The following is a 17,692-nucleotide window of genomic DNA, read 5'->3' on the forward strand; positions in this document are numbered from 1 at the left end:
GACCAAGATCAACTCCGCAGGGGAGAGCCTAGATGAACCGATTTCTCACATTTATCGCTGCCGGGGCGCTGCTCGGCGCGTCCGCGATCAGCTCATCCTGCACCACGCCTGGCAAGCCCGATCGCGAAGATTTTCAGTACCAGCGGGATACATCGATCAACCCGGCCTGCGCGGGGGGCTTCAGGCCCGGCAACGCACGCTCGTGCAGTTATTGAAGGTGCGAGCGGCCGACATGGGTGCGGAGCATCGCCGCGATTGCCCCAGGGAGCAGCCGCGGTATGACTGCGTCGCGAGAGGAAGCGCGTTACAGCAATAGGAGTGGTTAGGGAACCGCAAGCTCGCCCCGCAGTTAAGTCAACGGGTCACGGTTGGCTCAATTCAAACAGGAGAACGGTTCCCAATGAACAATTTGATCTGGCTTGTCGGCGCTGTCGTCATCGTGCTCGCGATTTTGAGCTTCTTTGGCTTTCGCTGATTGATGTAAATTGTGGCGATGGGCCCTCTCTCCACGCCGATCGGATGGAGATGAGACCCTCTGACGCCGATCTTCGGAGCGACTTGTCTCTGTCGGCTTTGGCGGGCCGAACGCTGTTTGCGCGTGTTGTCCGCTGAGCGTCGAACCGCGCTCCATTGCCGTTTCGTCAATAATCCACCGAATGACGCTCGGATAGGCTACATCACCCCCCTCGACTTCCTTTACAGTCAAGCGTTTCGGCCTACCCCGGGGCCGGTCGCGAGGGAATTCGATGGAACGTCTTGGCGTGCATAAAGCGACTGAATCCAGGAAGCGGGCTGCAGAAGCCGATCACTCCGGTTCTGCCCGGGATGTTTCAGTTGTCAAAGTCGGCGACTGCCTGCTGGGGTACAAGGCGGCGCAGCGTCGTGCGCGAGGCGGCCACTGGAACCATTTCCGCGGCCGGATGCGCGAGATCGAAAAATTGATCCGGCATCGCCATGGCGACATCGTACCCGAGGCGGACGACGCATTGATCTATGTCGAGGTGATCGCCAGCCTCGCCCTTGTCGAATTCGGACAAGACTTCGTCGACGTGGTTCTCGGCTGGGCGGCGCGATGGCTTCCCTGGGCTGGGAAAGCCGACGTGGAGGAGATCATCTACGAGCGGACGAAGGTGCGTTTTTCCGCCTTGTCGGCCGACGCGCTCGGCCATGCGCTGCATGTGAGCTACGCCGAACGGTGCGCCCTCGATATCCGCACGATCGGCGCCTTCGATGTGCCGAAGGCGAAAAGAGCAAGGCTTCAAAAGGAAAAGCGGCGCCAGCGCAACCGAAGCCGGAAAGAGGAGCAACGCCGCGCCGCCGGCGCGCTTCCCAGAGCCGACTATCTCGCCAATTCCTTCAGCCAGGCCCGCCCCTGGGACGCTTTCGGCATCAGCCGCCGGACATGGGAGCGCCGCGGCAAACCCATGCCGGGGGCCGAGGCGATATCGGATTGCGGTTCGATGCCGCTGGCCGCTTAGGCCGGAGTCTTTTCGGCATTGGCCGGTGGTCCGAACCAGGTCGTCATCGCCTCGTGGAGACCATCCGGCTTGCCCTCGCCCACCCACGCCACATAGCCGTCGGGCCGGATCAGCACTGCGGTTGGGGCGGAGACCGCGCCCAGCACCGGCAGCTCCCATGCGCCGTCATAGCTGGCGTCAACCAACTGGACGCGGGCTGACCATGGCGTGATGTCGAGGCTGCCGGGTGCGCCGAGATTCAACAGCGCTGGCCGCGCATTTTGGAGCAGCACATAGACGCGGAGCGGGCCATCGGGCGTGGTGAGGTCGAGGTCGGGCATGCGGCGGCCGCGCAGCGGATGCCCCTCGCCGAACTCGTAATGGATGGCCAGTCCGGACATTTCGGCGGCGATCTTTTTGCGGGGCTCGTCGATCGCGAGGAGTTCCAGGACGATCTCCCGCAAGGCTTCGGTGCGGTCATCGGTCCGTTGCAAGGCGACCTGCGCCATCGTCGCGCGCAGCACGCGGGCGGCCACCGGATGCCGCTCGGCGTGATAGGTGTCGAGCAAGCTTTCCGGCGATATTCCTTTCACCACCTGCGCCAGCTTCCAGCCGAGATTGACGGCATCCTGCACGCCGGTGTTGAGGCCCTGCCCGCCCACCGGAGAATGCACATGCGCGGCATCGCCGGCCAGGAAGATGCGGCCGTTGCGGTAAGCCGCCGCCTGCCGCGACATCGGTGAACCTGGAAATCCACCTTAAGCTGTGGATTCCAAAATCCGTTCCGCATGACTCGATCAGGGTTTGCCTGAGGTCGCCGAGCGTCGGTTCGCTTGTAGTAGCGCCGGCAGTCTTTTCCGTCACCATGACGTTGATCGGACCTTCACTGGCAAAGACGACCTTGCCGTCGCGGATTTCATATTCCTCGCGGCCGAAGGCATGCATGCCGAGCGCCGTGCGATGGACGCCGAGCGGCGGCTCCTCCTCCATCTCGGCCTCGGCCAGAATATTGCTGGTCGTCGCATCCCATCCCGGAAATTCAATGCCCGCGATCTTGCGAACCAGACTGCGGCCGCCATCGCAGCCGACGAGGTAGCCTGCCCTGAGCTGGAAACCATCGGAGAGTTCAATGGTGACGCCGGTATCGTCCTGCGCAAATCCGGTCAGCTCGCGGCCACGATAGATCGTCACCGGCAGTTCGCCGACCCATCCGGCCAGAATGCGCTCGATATGCTTCTGCCGCAGCGCCAGCCCGTAATTGTGCCGTGTCGGAAAATCGCTGATATCGAGCCGCGTGACGGCAAACCCGGTGACCTGGGCGATCTGCCCTGCCGCGAGAAACCGGTCGACCACGCCCCGCTGATCGAGAACCTCGAGCGTGCGCGCGCTCAGCCCACCGGCGCGCGAACCGACGACTTCCTGGTTCGGCCGGCGCTCGACGAGCGCGACATCGACACCTGCCAGAGCCAATTCGCCCGCCAGCATCAGCCCCGTCGGCCCTCCTCCGGCAATCACGACGGCATGTTCTCTCATCTGCAAACTCCTCAGTTCCGAGGCCGATATCTCAGAACTCCAAGAAACGCCCAACCACTGCGGAGCGCCAAATTGACCCGGCCTGCCGGGTGACGATTTTGCCTGTCGCAGGTTGTTCTCCCTATAAATAGAGATCTCTACTGGTTGGAAGGACTTGCGACAGGAATTTCCGCCTTGCTTTTCGAAGCCATATTGATTGCCGCTTGCTGCTTTCCTGCCGGAGAATCCAGGCTTTTCAACACGACCTGACCGGGTGGGCGCGGATGCGGCAAGCGCTTCCCGGAATCACCCTTCGTGCTCGAAAGCGATCATTCGAATATTTGCTACAGCCTCACTGCGGCGGCGGCGCCTTTTGCGGAATCGTCTCGGCCGCCGGCTGCTCGGACGGATCGGCGGGATGGCCATAGATGGTATAAACGGCCCCCGCCAGAACGCCCAGGACGAGAAGAGCGAGTACGTACAACATCATCCCACGGATTGCCGTTTTCGGTGTCCTGTCCATGAGGATCTCCAAGATTGCTCAGTGTTCAAATTCACTGCGAGCACTTCCGGTTCCGAGAATGGAAGTCTGTCGATGACGCTTTTCCCACATGCCGCGTTGCACTTCATCGAAGCCGCGACCTGCACAGATAAGCCGCCGACCAAAAGCCGGCGGCTTAAGACAGGCGAGTCTCGCTGATTACCAGGGCTGGCGGCCGTACCAGTCGTCGATGTCTCTTTTCGCACGGTCTTTTTCGTAGCCGTAGCGCTCCTGGATCTTGCCTTCGAGCTGATCGCGCTTGCCATCGATGACGTCAAGGTCATCGTCAGTGAGCTTGCCCCACTGCTCCTTCACCTTGCCCTTCATCTGCTTCCAGTTACCTTCAACGCGATTCCAATCCATGGGTATTTCCTCCTATCGTTGGAATAGAGGAACGGGGATGAAGGGTAAGTGTTCCGATGATATTGGGCGACGCGAGACCCGATGGTGCGGGTCGATTTCATGAACAATCGCGTAGCGGTGGTGACGCGGGAACAATCAGATCCGGATCTGGTTTAGCCTACACCCTGGTCCCTAGCGGAGGCGACGATGTGGGCAATCCTGATCGGTGCGGCCCTGATAATTGGAGGCGTTGTTGTTCTCTTTCGGTCGGCGCTCAGCCGAAGGCCGAGTGACCCGCACCAGATGCCGCAAGGCGGCAGCACCCTCGAACCGCGGCACCAAGGCCTGAGGTTCCTCGGCGTATCGCAAAATTGGCCAGCCATGGCTGTGATTGCGGTTGGCGCACTTCTCTTGGCTTTTGGCGGATATTCATGACAACGAGCCGCGCTCGACCGGCGACCTGCGCGTGGTGAAAGAGATTCTGCAGCGGATCGAGGCGACGCAGAAGCGGTCGACCAACTAAAACGGCCGTGTGACGCGTGTGACTTTTTTGCGGTCACAAATCTCACAAATTTTCCGGTAAATTATTGATTTTATGGTGAGAGCGTCGGGGTTCGAACCCGAGACCTACTGATTAAAAGTAAGTTGCAGACCAGATTCTAGCGCCAACAGTCACCAGCATGACAGCTCCATACATTCATAAATACGGCAAGTTTTACAGTTATTTAGACCATCACTAATAAACACTCGCCAACACTTGCAATCCCTCTTATAATTTTCCCCCAGGTTTCCCCCGGATGTTCCGGGGAAAATATTGAGGGGTGGAAAATGACAAGGGCGAAGAGCGCATTTACATCAAAATGGGTCGATTCCGTCCAGGCGACGGACAAGCGGCAAGAGATACCCGACCCCAGCTTGAGGGGGTTCTACCTCATCATCCAGCCGGCTCCGGGGGCGGCGAAGAGTTGGGCTGTGCGCTACAAAGGCAAGCCTAAATTTACGATCGGCAGCGTCGCGGCGTGGAGCCTCGCGGATGCCCGTAAGGAAGCTGGGCGCGTCATGCGCGCCCTTGACGAGGGCCGTGATCCGCACGCCGAAAAAAAGGAGGCGACCAGCGATGATAATCTCACCGAGAATGTGCTCGACGAATTTCTGAAACGACACGTCAAGGCGAAGAACAACGGTCGCACCGCCTACGATGTAGAGAATACGATCAGGCGGGAGATCAAGCCGAAAATGAAAGGGAAGATGATCACGGCTATCCGCCGCCGTGATGTCATCAGTCTGCTGGACGACATGGTTGACCGCGGCGTGCCGACCATGGCGGTGAGGACCTATGCGCTGCTTAAGAAATTTTTCAATTGGTGCATTGAACGGGGAATTCTCGAAGTTTCGCCTATGGGCGGTCTGAAGCCTCCCGCGACAGTGGAAGCCCGTGACCGGGTTCTTTCTGACACGGAGCTTCGCTGGGCATGGCTCGCGGCGGACGAGATCGGATGGCCTTTCGGGCCTCTATTCAAAATGTTGGCAGTGACGGCCCAGCGCAAGGAGGAAGTAGCAGGAGCATCCCGCTCAGAATTCGACTTGAAAGCCAGAGACCCCGTGTGGGTTATCCCGCCAGCGAGGGCTAAGAACGGCCGCGAGCATCTTGTGCCGGTCACGCCGCTGGCGATCAGTCTTATCGAGTCGCTGCCTGTTATCAATGCGTCAGATCTCCTCTTTACTACCAACGGCGAAACGACCGTGGGCGGCTTTTCCAAGGCCAAGGAACGACTAGATGCCGCGATGTTGAAGATCGCTCGCAGAGAGGCACAGGAACGGTGCAACGATCCGGAGGAAGTCAAGATCGCACCGTGGGTATTGCATGATTTCAGGCGAACGGCGGCAAGCGGTATGGCTGCACAAGGGGTTCAACCCCATGTCATTGAGGCCGTGCTGAATCATAAGAGCGGCGCGATCAAAGGCGTCGCAGCAGTATACAATCGCTACGACTATGATCGCGAGAAAAAACAGGCCCTGACAGGTTGGGAGAGACACGTCAGGTCGATCATCGCCGCCGAACCGGGTTCTAATGTCATTTCGTTCGGCAAGGTAACCTTGCGGGAGACCGGCGAATAAAATCGCGTGATTTCCTTGTGATCCGGCATATTGGTGAGTTGTATGCGCAAGCTTTGCTTGCCAAAAAGTGAGGCGATGACTGTATACCGCAAGTTTTACTTGCAGGTAAATAAAATTACTGGATGTAAATACTGTTTGCATTGAGCGCAGGTGTTGTCGTTTGATGGGAGTTGATTTGGTTCGGTAGTGGCCTTGGAAGGTCGCCTGGAGTGCCAAGCCGAAGAGGTTCCTAACGACAGAGAAGGCACGCTCATGGCCAAGAAATTTATTACCAGGGCGCAAGTCAGGAAGCGCTACGGCGGCATCTCCGACATGACGATCACGAGATGGCTTAGGGCCGGTCGCATTCCAGAACCGGCGCTGATCGCCAATCGACATTATTTTGACGAGGACGAGCTTGATGAGGCTGATCGCCGGGCGAAGTCCGACTACCGGCGCACACGGGCTGAACCGCCGAAGCACGTGCCGCCGCAGCTCAAGGCTGCTGAGGAAGAGAGCGCGCCGGGTGACTCATGAAGCAACAAATACGGCGAAGGCCGCTCGCTGGTGCAGCGTGCGGCCTTCAAAAAGATGTCTTACCACGGCAGCGGTTGGACAGCGAGGAGCCTACTCCTCCATCGCCTGAAGTTCAACGGCTCGACCGTGTCCGCCGCCACAAATGGCTGCTCGCGCACATCCGCTCGTCCCGCGGCGATTTCACACGCGAAGTGGAATCCCGACGCCGGTTGCTGTCATCGCTCGAACCGCCGCCCGATGGTCCGTTTCTGGTTTCGATCGAAGCGGCGTGGCAGCGGTTGTATGCCGATTACGCGCGACATCGAAGGATGACTCCTTACCCCGTCAGGAAGGGGAGCGAGCGACGTGGCAGATGAATTCTGGCCGGAGTTCCCGGATGATCCTCCCGAGGTCGGGTCACGAGAGCAGCCTCGGAGGCGAGGAAACGGCGACAGTAACCGCGATTTCGGGCCGAGGCCGGACGCAGTGCCGCTAGGATACGGTAAGGGCCGCAGGCGGCGGGAGCGTCCCTATCAGGGCCTCGTCACCACGCAACAATTCATGGGACGCATGCGGCCGCCGGATTACTTGATCGACGGTCTTCTGCTGCGGGGTTCCACTTATACCTTGACCGGCCCTACCGGCCACGGAAAGACGCTCGTGGCGCTCCTGATGGCCATCCGGATTTCGCGCGGGGAATGGTTCTGCGGGCGCAAATGCCGCAAAGGTCCGGTAGCGTTCTTCGCTGCCGAAAACCCGGACAACGTGCGGATTCAATTTTTCGCCTTGTGTGCGGAAATGGGCATAGAGCCGGAAACCGTCGATATCCGTTGGCATGACGGTCTGTTTGCATTGGATACCGCCGTCGCCGCCGTGCGTTCCGATCTGGCACGATGCCCCGACCTCGCCTTCTGCGCCTTCGATTCACTTCAAGCGTTTTTTCAGGGTGACGATGATAATGCGAACATGGCGATGCTCGACCTTGCGCTCGATTTCCGCGACCTGACGGCGGCGCATCCCAACAGACCAGCCTCTCTGATTATCGCCCATCCGATTAAGAATGCTTCGAAGGGTAATCTCCTGCCGCGCGGCGGCTCGGCCATCACCAACGAGCTGGACGGCAATCTGACTTGTTGGGCCGACAACGGCATTGTCGAGCTTCATAATCACGGAAAGTTCCGGGGCGTCCCTTTCGACCCGATCAAGCTGGAACTATCGGTTGTCCGGCCGGAAGGTCTGCTGGATGCGCGCGGCGATCAGATGGGATGCACCATCATTCGTCCCCTGCCAGAAGGCCGCGAAAGTGAAATCTTGCGGCAGGCCGGCAATAGGGAGGTCGCCATTCTCGAAGCGATCAAGCAGAGCCCTGGTATCAACCAAACCGCGCTGGCTTCGCTTCTGAACGTGGGCCGCGCGACGATCCAGCGAGACCTTGATGCGCTGACCAAGAAGAAATGGATTCGCGATTACAGCGGCAGAAAAAAAATCTTGGCCGAAGGCGAACGCGCTTTGGAGATGGCCAGAAAATGACCCCGATACAACCGAGCGAAAAGCCACAACCAAAATCAAAAATACCCCCCGAAAAACAGTGGGCAGGTGCCCACCCCTACTTTTACATTTGGTTGTACCTGCCCACCGCAAAAGTTGTGCGGGCGGACTTTCGAAATTCATTAATCGCAGCAAGAGCTTACGCGGAAAGTTGTGCGGGCACTTTGCGGGCAGCGATTCGGAAGCGGTGGGGGTGCCCGCCCATGCCCATTCCTAGGGGATGGGCAGTGGGCACCCAGCGCCGAATTTGACCCATTCCAAAGCCATTTAGACGGCAATGCCCGGAGCCGACGATCCGGCGGAAGAGGAGAGGAGAACGGCGATGAATTCTGACCGCATGATCGCCCGAGCCATGGAAATGTCGAACGCCCGACTTCCGGTAGCCTATGAGCGGGCGACGCAGGCCATAGCGGAGTGCGATCGCATAGACGAGTGCAAGTCCTGGTCCGACAAGGCCGCCGCGCTCGCCTCCTACGCCCGGCAAGCCGACGACAAGACGCTCGAAAATTATGCCATGCGGATTCGATCGAGGGCGATAAAGCGGGCGGGCGAGCTGCTGAAGGAGTTCGATGACAGAGGCCGCCCGGCCAAAAATAGTGACGACGCCGTCACTAATATTTCGCAGCGTGAAGCCGCCAAGGCCGCCGGCATGTCCGAACGGCAGAAGGTCACCGCTATCCGCGTCGCCAATGTTCCTACCGAGGAGTTTGAGCGGCAAGTCGAAAGCGATGCGCCGCCGACAATCACGCAACTGGCGGAGCAAGGCAAGAAGGCCGCGCCGCAGCAACCGCCCCAGCCGCCCGGCTTCGCCGATGCCACCAAACTGATCGGTGAGCTCGAAAGGTTGTCCGCATTCCTGGCGGACAAAACGCCCGGATTCATCCTCGGCGCGATGAAGCAATTCGAGATCGTCGATGCCCGCGCGAACGCCACGACCGTAAGCGGATGGTTTCAAAAATTCATCGATCAATCACGAGAGCATGACCATGCCTTACAGGGAGAGGCAGCAGTGGGACTGCCGGAGGCTGTTCTATGAAAGACGAGGCCATCATCGTTCAACAGATCGTCAGGATTGAGCGAGCCGTTAACCGCATCGAGGCGAAGCTCGACCGGGTGCTTGCGACGGGTGATCGTCAGATGCAGAGCACCGACCAGCGCGATCCGGTCGCAGCGTTGCGGGCCGTCTGCCACGAACGCGCCATCGTCCTAACCGGCGACGGCCGGATCGGAGAGTATGACGCCGCCATGCTTCTCGGAAGGTCGCCCACGACCCTCAGAAATTGGCGATTTGGTGAGCGCCCTATACCACACAACAAGCTCGGCGGCAGGATCATGTACCGCCTCGAAGACCTCGCTGCTTTCCTGAATGGCGGACAGAACGACGACTGACCACCCGAAACCGCCCGAAACGGACTTACCGCAGATGCAGTCGAGCGCGATACTCGCAGTGAAGATCAGCAGGAGTTTTGCCGCTATGTCCGCCGTTTCGCTCGCGCCGAGGGGTTCAACGTTCGTCAGATGTGCAATGGCGCTAGCCCTCGCCAAAGGTGATATGGTTCACGCGGCCGAGATTGCAGCCGGGCGATGGGGTCTTATGTCGCCCGCCGCGCGCGTCGCGAAAGCGGCTGTTGAGGCTGGCCAGCTGGGTGGCGGCTCCGGCACCTGGGGAAGCGAACTCGCAGGTGATCTCGCGACCGCCACCGTCGAATTCTTCCAACTCGTGGCCGAGCGTTCCATCGTCGGGCGGATGGCCGGCCTGCGGCGAATGCCGTTGTTGACGAGATCGATCTCAGTCATCGGCGGTTCCACCGCGCATTGGGTCGGCGAAGGTAAGCCCAAGCCGGTTAGCGCCTTGGTGTTCGGCGACGCGCGGCTGCCGTCTCGGAAGGTGATCGCACTCTGTGTCGTCACGCGCGAGCTGCTAGAAAGTAGCGATCCGGCGGCTGAAGGCGTGATCAAAACTGATCTAGTCCGCGCCGTGGTGGATGCACTCGACGTCGCGTTTATTGATCCGGCGAACGCTGGCATCAGCGATGTGATGCCTGCTTCGATCACCAACGGTCTTATACCGTCCGCCGATTTGGAGGCGCTGGTCTCGGACTTCGCCGGCGACCTTGGTAGCGCCGTGCTTGTGATGAACCCGGCAACAGCGGTTTCGCTTTCGAGCGCCGACCGTCCGAACATCGGTGCCCGAGGCGGCGAGCTTTCCGGCGTGCCGGTCGTTACGTCCCGTAACGTAGCCGAAGGCAATATCGTGTTGGCCGATCCGACCGGCATTGCCCTCGGTGAAGGCTCTGCCGATCTGCGCGTGACCACTGAGGCGACGGTTGAAATGCTGGATAGCGGCCTGACGCAGGACGCCACCGACGGCACCGGAACGTCTCTCGTCTCGCTGTGGCAGACCAACGCGGCGGGACTCCTCGCCGAACGGGCAATGAACTGGGCCGTCGCACGCCCCGGCAGCGTCGGTTACGTCGCCGCCGGCGGTAGTTGATCGGAGGTAAGGCGGATGTCCGTGAAGGAAGAGATGGAGCGGCAGTTCGGCAACAAGGCGCTTGAGCGCGTGATCAAAGCGGGCGAGTTCTTCGACGCCTTGGATGCGATCACGGAAGCGATTCAATCGTTGAAGGCGCGTGTCGAACTGCTGGAAGGCCGTGGGATTGAATTCGCCGGAAGCTGGCAACGCGCCCTGCCATATAGGAGGGGCACTGTGGTGACCGCGTCCGGCGCGATGTGGACGGCGTTGCGCGATACAACCGAAGGCGAGCAGCCCGGGAAGGCGTTAGAGGCATGGCAGCTCTCGGCTAAATCCGCTCGCCCGGCCGTGCGCCTGAAGACAGGGAGAGAACAATGATATCCTTCGAAGAAGCAATGGCGCGGACCGCCGCATCGCTCGACCGACAGATCGCGGACGCCCTCGACCAATCCGAGTTGCTCCTCCTCGACCAAGGCGCAACCGCAGACGAGATCGCCTCTTTCCGTACTGGATACCTGGCCGAAGCCCAAGAGTGGAAGGCCGAAGCCCTGGCTGAGATCATTCGCGGACTGTCAGATTGGAACGCGCCGACCGGCAAGCTGCAGTGAAGTCACGGCGGCAGGCGGCAATGCGAACCGTGGTTCGTATCTCGGAGCCGAGCATCATCGAGAACCGACCTAGCGGGGGGCATTCGGACCAGGAAACCGGCGCGTCAGAAGACCCGCGCGCACCCTCACGCCCGGATTTTTTTTCGCAGGCAGAATAACGAGGACGGGTTTTTCCCGCCTATGGATGAAACTCCCGAATCAAACCTCCGGCCGACCCCGGCATCACCCCACGGACATGCAACGTCGTCTGGTCCAGGTACTTGCCGGTCAGGCCGTTCCGCAGCCGGAAATCTGCCGCATCCTCGCCGTCAGCCCAAAGACGTTGCGGAAGCGTTATCGCCGGGAGCTGGACGTCGGTGCCGCAAAGCTCCAAGCCGCTCTTATCGGCCATCTGCTCGGCCTTGCCGCAGGCGACGACGAGGTGGCATTAAGGGCCATCATCTTCCTTCTTCGATGCCGGTTCGGGTGGTCGCGCTTTGCACCACCGCCATGCGGCTGACAGACCGGAAGCGCGTGCACGCGGCTATTCGTGAACCATTCCCAAAGACACGATCGCTCCGTCGAATAGTTCAAATAGCGTCGATTGAATCTCCAGTATCTCCTCGTCGGAACGTTCCTTAGCGCTCACTGCGATTGCATGAGCGGGATTATCCGGAAAAGGCGGCGCATCGAGAACCGGATCATCGACCACGCAAAGAAGCCGGTCTTCCACTTCATCTCGTAGTGACCGCAGTTCTAAGGCGCTCCGAATGAGTAAACCACTGGGGCTTTCCCCTTCCTTCTGCCTAGCGATTTTGTGAGATATGTCAGTAATCGCGACTTCCTGCATATGGTCGACGCGCATTAGGGAGAGGCCAGAACTCTTGATATGTGACAGAGGAAAGACACCGGGCTTCAGGCCGCCGTCTTTTCGAAAGTGATTGGGGCTTGTGACCAGCCGAGCGAGCCGCTCATCGTCGGATACTGGCCCTAAATCACCATGGCTTTCCGCCTCACATGCACAATATTGCGCACCGTCCATCACCGCTTATGCAACCCTAATAAAGTCGATAAGCTCCTGCGGAACGGAGTTGTCGAGAACGCCTACGCCCTTAATCTTGGAACCGTCCTGCTTGTTCTTCGCATAGTAGGCAAATTTACCCGGCCGAGTGAAAGACACAGTGGCGTAGATGCTGGCTGTGTTCCAAAACCAGCTCACCGATCCGTCTGCAGACACAGATGGTTCCGGTGCCAACAGTTCGAGAGGAAACGCGCGCAAGAAGCCAATAGCCGATTCAATAACCGGAGGGCGAGGTGCAACGCTCCCGATACCGTCCCATCCCGATGCCAAGTTCTGATATCGGAGCATTTCGCTGATCGCTTCTTGAAATGCGAGAGGCACCGCGACAGCCAATCGATCAATCGGAAAGCGGCTTGCGGTTTCCGCATAATTGGGAGCTGTAAGCGTTTGCGCCGAAAATTCATTTGTTAGCGCTAGGAAAGCAGCGGCGGCCGTAAAACCCGTAAACATCAGGCTCATAGCCCGACCCGACCTAACACCAGTCATAGAAGCAACGTTGCCCGTAGTCTCCGAATGGATGGACGCCGCAAGTTGGGATTGCGAACGCCCCCCCAGGGCAGATGTCGAGGTGTCAAGCCACATTGAGATTTATCCTCGTCGCCATCTCATCAGTTATGAATGAGGCAAGCAATATTTTATTCTTGTCGTGCATACTAGCAAAAGTTGATTCGATCCACCCTCCAGAAATAGCCTCAGTTGGTGTATAAAAAGTTGCTAGTTGGTGCTGCATGTAGGTATCGAATTTCACAATTGGAATGCCTTCGTCGTCTTGAACCGCATCAATGTGCACTCTCGACAACACCCGACCATTATCTGCTGGCTCAAACCAGCCCTGATGAAGGTGCCAGAACGGTCCTTTATCAAATAAAACGGGGGGCACGTTCTGACCGGGTTTCATCACCTGTCTTGCGTTATACTCGGATACATCAGACGTCCATTTAAAGATATCGACATACTGGAGAGTCGCGCTCGACACCAAAGCATCAGCTGCACCGGCCACACCGATCACGTCTTGCATATATTTCGCAGCGCGAGGCCAAATTTCTGCCCATCGAGTATATGACAGGCAGTTCACGAAAATATTATTCTGATCGACCAGGACTCTCCAATCTAGCGATCCATCAGTCTTGATGCGCTCGAAGGAAACGCCACCGGCGATGCCGCCAAACTGAATACCGTCAGCAAACTGAAGGTTGTTCCCAATCATGAAGGGGAAACCAGGTGTTCGGTTAAGTCGTGGCAGGTCTGCCTTCCATTTCGAGTGACTCCTCGCGACACGCTCTATTTCAGGCGCAGCGAACGGCCGGGAAAAACTCAGACCAAATACGACTTCGGCGATTGCATGATCGCCACTCACAGGATCGAATGCCACAGCGCTCCCCTTAACGGTTGCGTCCTCATAAATCCGACTTGCACGAATGTCATGAAGAATTTTCTAATTTCAAGCTTGCGTCGAAATGGATAAGGCAGGTCGGTCGACTGACGCAACCGCCGGTTTGGTTTCCCAACGCAAACCAGAGGCTTGCGGATGAGTACGACGCCGCGCAGCGATCAGGACAAAAACCGAATCGTTAGGGATTTACGCCCGACCGTCCTTTTATGCGATGAGCGCCCCATCAACCCCGGCAGAAGTCCGGGAACCGATCGAGGCATCTGGTGGCGGACGGCAGGCCCGTAGGTCGGAATGGACGGTATACCTCTTTCGGACAGATATTCGCCTTGCGCCAACGCGGTTACAATCTCCGCGCGACATGGCGGAGACGGGGGCATGCGTCCGGGTTATCGCAATCCACAGAAGCGATCGGTGCTTCTCAAGTTTCCGGGTTTGGTCATCGGCGCGGTCGCGTTTGGTGCGGCCGGCGGCTGGACCGCGAGCGACTTGCTGGCCTCATGGAGCGCTGCTGGCGGCTCCGGACAATCGTGCACGATCAAGGGCAATATCAGCATCAACACCGGCGAGCGCATCTTCCACGTGCCGGGCCAGCGACGCTACGCAGAGACGAGAATCAGCCCTCGGTATGGAGAACGGTGGTTCTGCTCGGAAGCTGAAGCCTGGGCGGCCGGCTGGCGGAAATCGAAATCGTGATGCTTTCTTCACGCCACGCCCGGCCGACGCCGCCGAAATCCGCATGCGGGCTACGCGACGGCTCGATCAGATGCGGCAAGCGCAGAAGGATACGGTCGGGCTATCGAAGGGCGGGCGCCCGGCGGAAACCGGGTTATCAAAAAACCCAGTTACGCCTACCCTCGCCGAAGCCGGCATTGACAAGAACCTCGCCAAAGAAGGCCGGTGAGCTGCGGCGGCAAGAGCAAAAGAATGCAGGAGTCGCCGCCCCAACGGTTCCCCCCTGGGGGGGCAGCGGGCACCGGCAACGCGCGATGTTCGGCACCGAGCATAATCCCCCGGCCGGATCGACGGTGCGCGCTGGCGGCCCGGTGGGAGGCAAGGCGGGGCATCAACGGCGGGTAGCTAGCCGCCAGAGTTCAGCGAGATCGTCAAGACCCATGCGGAGCATATCCGCCGCTGTCAGCCGTTCTCGTTTTCCTTCGAAGATTTCAGTTAGGGCAAATCCCTCGCCGCAGACGGCGGACACGAGACCATAAAGACGGACGCCCAGAAGCTCCCGGCACTTCGCGAGTTCCTTGCCGGCATTGACCTCCCTCTCGGTGATCAGGTCGCGCCCCTTGCCGCCGTCGACATGTTCCTTGCCGTAATCAATAGCGCCGGCTCCCTTGCCGCCCATTGATTCCCACAGCGCCCGAAAGCGAGTCGCGGCGGCGACCTGAGCAGCATCGAGAACACCTCTCGCCGCCATCGTCGTGATCGCCGATTCGCGGACGTTTATCATCGCGACGACGTCGCGAGGGTTCGTCGCATCCGGCGGATGGGAGCGGGAATGATAGGGATTCTCCACGAGGACGGGGCGGAGCTTTAATTTCTTGGATGGCGCGGGCATGCCTGCAGGATGCCATAGAGACGGGGAAACCGGAAAGCCAATTTTCCCCCAGATTTTCCCCCAGGCCGATTCACCGGAGCGTCCGTTCCGTGTTCGAAACTACATGCACTTGTTTTTATTGGATGTTTTTGGTGAGAGCGTCGGGGTTCGAACCCGAGACCTACTGATTAAAAGTCAGTTGCTCTACCGGCTGAGCTACGCTCTCCCGCTCCGCGGGTGAAGCACCCCGGCTGGAAGTGGGCGGAACATAGGCAGGCGACCCATTGCGGTCAACCGAAAAATTCAGCTTTTTCCGGCAGTCGGCACATTTCTTGCGGACGCAAGCCACATGCCTTGCGAGCGGAAGGCACACGACGGGAAATCGGCGGCGAGCTTGTTAGCCAATCCTTGGCGATGTTCTGCGACCCACAGCGGCCTGTCGCTTCTGATCGCATGATCCGGACAGGCCGCGATCCAAACGCAAAAAGGTGATTGGCAATCCCGGCCTCGCAAAGCTAGGAACAGGGCGCAGATTGCAGCCGGAGAGAATGTGTGTCGATTGCCGATATTTCGCTGTGGAGCGCGTTGATAGCAGGGGCGCTTTCCTTTCTTTCGCCTTGCGTGCTTCCCCTCGTCCCGCCCTATCTCTGTTACATGGCCGGCATCTCAGTCGAGCAGTTCCGCGGCGGCGGTGCGGTTGCGGTCGCGCCCGATATCAGGCGTGGCGTGCTGTTCTCCGCTTTGCTCTTCACGCTCGGCTTTGCCACCGTTTTCGTGGCGCTCGGCGCCGGCGCTTCCAGCATCGGCATGGCGCTTCGCCAGCATCTCGACCTGTTGTCGAAGCTCGGCGGGCTGATCATCATCGTCATGGGGCTGAATTTCCTCGGCCTCTTCCGGTTGGGGATCCTTGCCCGCGAGGCGCGCTTCCAGGGCGGCGGCAAGCCGGCGACGCTGACGGGCGCCTATATCATGGGACTTGCCTTCGCCTTCGGCTGGACGCCCTGCATCGGGCCGGTGCTCGGCGCGATTCTCGGTGTCGCCGCCTCGCGAGAGACGGTGGGCTCCGGCGCCGGGCTGCTCGCCGTCTATTCGCTCGGCCTTGCCATCCCCTTCTGGATCGCCGCCGGTTTTTCCGGCGCCTTCATGCGCTTCCTGTCGCGCTTCCGCCGCCATCTCGGCACGGTGGAGAAGGTGATGGGTGTCTTCCTCGTGCTGACCGGCCTCGCCTTCCTGTTCGGATGGGTCAGCGATGTGGCGATCTGGTTTCAGCAGACCTTCCCGATCCTGATGCAGATCGGCTAAAGCGCGGCCGGTCGGTCGATCCGCGCCGGTTGTCCGACGCCCCGGCAACTTGCATGACGGGACCTATGCCGTGGTATAGCTCGCCCTGTCCCTCGACCCATTCGCCCTGACCTTCGACCCAATCGATCGAAAACACGCCTCGATGTAGCGTCGTCGGTGCCGTGTTCAAGCGGCGGTCAGAAGGAGACAAACATGAGCCTCGCGACAAATATGAGCCTGGAAGACGCCTCTCATCCCGGTGGACCAGGGCCCGGCGAACTGGTTCCCTCGCGCTATGCAGTGCAGATCGGCGAGATCGAGGTGATGATCATCAGCGATGGCGTGCTGCCGCTCCCGACCACGATGTTGGCGCACAACGCCGAGCCCGCGGTCCGTGAAGCCTGGCTGAACCACATGTTCCTGCCGCCGGACTCGCTGGATTGGCCGCTGAACGTGGTGGTGGCGCGCAGCGGCGGGCAGACCATACTTCTCGATGCCGGGCTTGGCCTCGACCCGGACCTGCACTTGCCGCGGGCCGGGCAGTTGATCAAGCGACTGGAGGACGCCGGCGTCGATCTTGCATCCGTGACCGACGTGGTGCTGACCCACCTGCACATGGACCACATCGGCGGGCTTCTCGTCGACGGGGTGAAGGAGCGGCTGCGCCCCGACCTAAGAATCCACCTGGCGGCCGCCGAGGTGAAGTTCTGGGAAGCGCCCGATTTCTCCCGGACCCGCATGCCGCCGGGCTTCCCGGATGCGCTTCGGGCCACCGCCAAGCGGTTCGTGAACGAGTACCGCAGCCACCTGCGGCTGTTCGACGACGAGTGCGAAGTGGCGCCAGGGGTAGTCGCCCGCCGCACCGGCGGCCACACCCCCGGACACAGCGTGATCCGCCTGGCCTCCGGCGGCGACCGGCTGACATTTGCCGGCGACGCGGTGTTCGCGGTCGGCTTCGACCAACCCGACTGGCATAACGGCTTCGAGCACGACCCCGAGGAGGCGGCTCGCGTCCGGGTCGGCCTCCTGCGGGAACTGGCCGCGACCGGCGAGCTGCTGGTCGCCACTCACCTGCCCTTCCCCTCCGTCTGCCATGTGGCGGTTGACGGCGATGCCTTCCGCTGGGTGCCAGTCTTCTGGGATTACTGACGGCTTGGTTAGGCCTGCACCAAGGGGCGTCCCGCCCGTAGAGCGTTTCCGTCTTTCCCTCGAATGACGAAAACGCTCTATCGATTTTTTGCACAACTCCCGAGGCTAAACAGCTACACAGTTTCGCTGGAATTGCGTAAGTCAGATCCTGACCCGCCGATCCCCGCGC

The 17,692-nt window shown here is 60.0% G+C and carries 21 protein-coding genes, 1 tRNA gene and 1 pseudogene; 14 read left to right on the plus strand and 9 right to left on the minus strand.

From position 1 onward, the window contains the following. The first annotated feature begins 32 nt into the window (after window positions 1-32). Together AF337_RS34310 and AF337_RS34315 are read left to right on the plus strand one after the other, a co-directional pair. Window positions 33-215, plus strand: a complete 183-nt coding sequence (locus AF337_RS34310; protein WP_049735565.1) for a hypothetical protein — start codon at window positions 33-35, stop codon at window positions 213-215. Window positions 216-746: 531 nt separating this feature from the next. Continuing rightward, a complete protein-coding gene (locus AF337_RS34315; protein ID WP_049735566.1) occupies window positions 747-1,478 on the plus strand; it encodes a hypothetical protein in 732 nt (243 codons plus the stop codon). On the opposite strand, the pseudogene AF337_RS34320 reads toward AF337_RS34315, so the two are convergent. From AF337_RS34320 to AF337_RS34325, 3 genes and pseudogenes are all read right to left on the minus strand, one after another. Continuing rightward, a pseudogene (locus AF337_RS34320) lies at window positions 1,475-2,990 on the minus strand (FAD-dependent monooxygenase). The gene AF337_RS34315 and the pseudogene AF337_RS34320 sit on opposite strands and share 4 nt — an antisense overlap. Before the next feature lie 331 nt (window positions 2,991-3,321). Further along, on the minus strand, window positions 3,322-3,492 hold the full coding sequence (locus AF337_RS43880) for a hypothetical protein (RefSeq protein ID WP_167347831.1): 171 nt from the start codon (window positions 3,490-3,492) through the stop codon (window positions 3,322-3,324). A 177-nt stretch (window positions 3,493-3,669) separates the two neighbouring features. Continuing rightward, a complete protein-coding gene (locus AF337_RS34325; protein WP_049735567.1) occupies window positions 3,670-3,873 on the minus strand; it encodes a CsbD family protein in 204 nt (67 codons plus the stop codon). 186 nt (window positions 3,874-4,059) lie between these two features. On the opposite strand from AF337_RS34325, the gene AF337_RS45895 reads away from it, so the two are divergent. The 9 genes from AF337_RS45895 (at window position 4,060) to AF337_RS34365 (ending at window position 11,097) form a co-directional block, all read left to right on the plus strand. Then, window positions 4,060-4,287: a hypothetical protein gene (locus AF337_RS45895; protein ID WP_082336900.1), complete on the plus strand. Its 228-nt coding sequence runs from the start codon at window positions 4,060-4,062 to the stop codon at window positions 4,285-4,287. 393 nt (window positions 4,288-4,680) lie between these two features. Next, window positions 4,681-5,970, plus strand: a complete 1,290-nt coding sequence (locus AF337_RS34330; protein ID WP_049735568.1) for a tyrosine-type recombinase/integrase — start codon at window positions 4,681-4,683, stop codon at window positions 5,968-5,970. Between the two features lie 252 nt (window positions 5,971-6,222). After that, complete coding sequence (locus AF337_RS34335) at window positions 6,223-6,486, plus strand: helix-turn-helix transcriptional regulator (RefSeq protein WP_049735627.1); 264 nt, start codon at window positions 6,223-6,225, stop codon at window positions 6,484-6,486. 345 nt (window positions 6,487-6,831) lie between these two features. Then, the gene (locus AF337_RS34340; protein ID WP_152971325.1) at window positions 6,832-7,995 is read left to right on the plus strand and encodes an AAA family ATPase; all 1,164 of its coding nucleotides are present in this window, start codon (window positions 6,832-6,834) and stop codon (window positions 7,993-7,995) included. Between the two features lie 340 nt (window positions 7,996-8,335). Further along, the gene (locus AF337_RS34345; protein WP_049735570.1) at window positions 8,336-9,049 is read left to right on the plus strand and encodes a hypothetical protein; all 714 of its coding nucleotides are present in this window, start codon (window positions 8,336-8,338) and stop codon (window positions 9,047-9,049) included. Further along, window positions 9,046-9,402 carry a helix-turn-helix domain-containing protein gene (locus tag AF337_RS44040; protein ID WP_049735571.1) on the plus strand — a complete coding sequence of 119 codons (357 nt, stop codon included), beginning with the start codon at window positions 9,046-9,048 and terminating at the stop codon, window positions 9,400-9,402. The genes AF337_RS34345 and AF337_RS44040 overlap by 4 nt, the downstream gene beginning before the upstream one ends. An 85-nt stretch (window positions 9,403-9,487) precedes the next feature. After that, complete coding sequence (locus AF337_RS34355; protein WP_049735572.1) at window positions 9,488-10,507, plus strand: phage major capsid protein; 1,020 nt, start codon at window positions 9,488-9,490, stop codon at window positions 10,505-10,507. 15 nt (window positions 10,508-10,522) lie between these two features. Next, window positions 10,523-10,867 carry a hypothetical protein gene (locus tag AF337_RS34360; protein ID WP_049735573.1) on the plus strand — a complete coding sequence of 115 codons (345 nt, stop codon included), beginning with the start codon at window positions 10,523-10,525 and terminating at the stop codon, window positions 10,865-10,867. Continuing rightward, the gene (locus tag AF337_RS34365; protein ID WP_049735574.1) at window positions 10,864-11,097 is read left to right on the plus strand and encodes a hypothetical protein; all 234 of its coding nucleotides are present in this window, start codon (window positions 10,864-10,866) and stop codon (window positions 11,095-11,097) included. Before AF337_RS34360 ends, AF337_RS34365 begins: the two co-directional genes overlap by 4 nt. A 178-nt stretch (window positions 11,098-11,275) precedes the next feature. On the opposite strand, the gene AF337_RS46370 is transcribed toward AF337_RS34365, so the two are convergent. From AF337_RS46370 to AF337_RS34385, 4 genes are all read right to left on the minus strand, one after another. Next, on the minus strand, window positions 11,276-11,488 hold the full coding sequence (locus AF337_RS46370; RefSeq protein WP_049735575.1) for a hypothetical protein: 213 nt from the start codon (window positions 11,486-11,488) through the stop codon (window positions 11,276-11,278). A 132-nt stretch (window positions 11,489-11,620) separates the two neighbouring features. Continuing rightward, window positions 11,621-12,118, minus strand: a complete 498-nt coding sequence (locus AF337_RS34375) for a hypothetical protein (protein ID WP_049735576.1) — start codon at window positions 12,116-12,118, stop codon at window positions 11,621-11,623. Between the two features lie 6 nt (window positions 12,119-12,124). Then, window positions 12,125-12,616: a hypothetical protein gene (locus tag AF337_RS34380; protein WP_152971326.1), complete on the minus strand. Its 492-nt coding sequence runs from the start codon at window positions 12,614-12,616 to the stop codon at window positions 12,125-12,127. Window positions 12,617-12,728: 112 nt separating this feature from the next. After that, a complete protein-coding gene (locus AF337_RS34385) occupies window positions 12,729-13,529 on the minus strand; it encodes a TIGR04255 family protein (RefSeq protein ID WP_160320415.1) in 801 nt (266 codons plus the stop codon). Window positions 13,530-13,925: 396 nt separating this feature from the next. Between AF337_RS34385 and AF337_RS34390 the strand changes: the two genes are divergently transcribed. Then, window positions 13,926-14,243 carry a sunset domain-containing protein gene (locus tag AF337_RS34390; RefSeq protein ID WP_049735579.1) on the plus strand — a complete coding sequence of 106 codons (318 nt, stop codon included), beginning with the start codon at window positions 13,926-13,928 and terminating at the stop codon, window positions 14,241-14,243. A gap of 370 nt (window positions 14,244-14,613) precedes the next feature. Here the strand turns inward: AF337_RS34390 and AF337_RS34395 are convergent, their stop codons facing one another. Together AF337_RS34395 and AF337_RS34400 are read right to left on the minus strand one after the other, a co-directional pair. Beyond that, a complete protein-coding gene (locus AF337_RS34395; protein WP_049735580.1) occupies window positions 14,614-15,114 on the minus strand; it encodes a hypothetical protein in 501 nt (166 codons plus the stop codon). A 129-nt stretch (window positions 15,115-15,243) separates the two neighbouring features. After that, window positions 15,244-15,319 (minus strand) — tRNA-Lys (locus tag AF337_RS34400). A gap of 326 nt (window positions 15,320-15,645) precedes the next feature. Here AF337_RS34400 and AF337_RS34405 point away from each other — a divergent pair. Together AF337_RS34405 and AF337_RS34410 are read left to right on the plus strand one after the other, a co-directional pair. After that, window positions 15,646-16,395, plus strand: a complete 750-nt coding sequence (locus AF337_RS34405) for a cytochrome c biogenesis CcdA family protein (RefSeq protein ID WP_049735581.1) — start codon at window positions 15,646-15,648, stop codon at window positions 16,393-16,395. 192 nt (window positions 16,396-16,587) lie between these two features. After that, entirely contained in the window at window positions 16,588-17,523 is a 936-nt protein-coding gene (locus AF337_RS34410) for an MBL fold metallo-hydrolase (RefSeq protein ID WP_049735582.1), read from the plus strand. Window positions 17,524-17,692 lie beyond the last annotated feature (169 nt).

It is taken from the genome of Rhizobium ecuadorense (genome assembly GCF_001187535.1).
In the GTDB taxonomy this organism is placed as follows: Bacteria; Pseudomonadota; Alphaproteobacteria; order Rhizobiales; family Rhizobiaceae; genus Rhizobium; species Rhizobium ecuadorense.